The sequence below is a fragment of the Streptococcus pseudopneumoniae genome (genome assembly GCF_001070815.1).
Taxonomy (GTDB): Bacteria; Bacillota; Bacilli; order Lactobacillales; family Streptococcaceae; genus Streptococcus; species Streptococcus pseudopneumoniae_P.
Genome location: NZ_JVLX01000047.1, coordinates 1 through 514, shown reverse-complemented (window position 1 = coordinate 514; position 514 = coordinate 1). Strand labels below are relative to the sequence as shown.

Sequence of the window (514 nt, the reverse complement as noted above, 5' to 3'; positions counted from 1 at the left end):
CCCAGACAAACTTACAGACGCTGAGAAGAAAGCGATCGAAGATAAGGTTAAAGCTGTTAACCCAGATGCAACAGTAGTTGTAGATGACAAAGGAAATGCGACAGTTACGACTCCAGAAGGTAAGACAGCAGTAATTCCAGCGTCAGACTTGACGAAAGATCCAGAAGCTGCAACTAAACCAAATGCAGGTAACGACATCGTTAAACCAGCGGACAAAACTGTAGTTGCTAATCCAGATGCTCTCACTCCAGAAGAGAAGAAAGCGATCGAAGATAAGGTTAAAGCAGTAAATCCAGGAGCGACTGTAGTAGTAGACGATAAAGGAAACGCGACAGTTACAACTCCAGCAGGTAAGACAGCGGTCATTCCAGCGACAGACTTGACTAAGTCAGAAGCAGATGCAGCTAAACCAAACGCAGGCGATGACATCGTTAAACCAGCGGATAAGACAGTAGTAGCAAATCCAGATGCTCTCACTCCAGAAGAGAAGAAAGCGATCGAAGATAAGGTTAAA

The 514-nt window shown here is 44.7% G+C and carries 1 pseudogene; it reads left to right on the top strand.

Going from position 1 to position 514, the window contains the following annotated elements:
- Positions 1-514 (top strand): annotated as a pseudogene (locus ADG81_RS05340) (hypothetical protein); the annotation flags it as partial.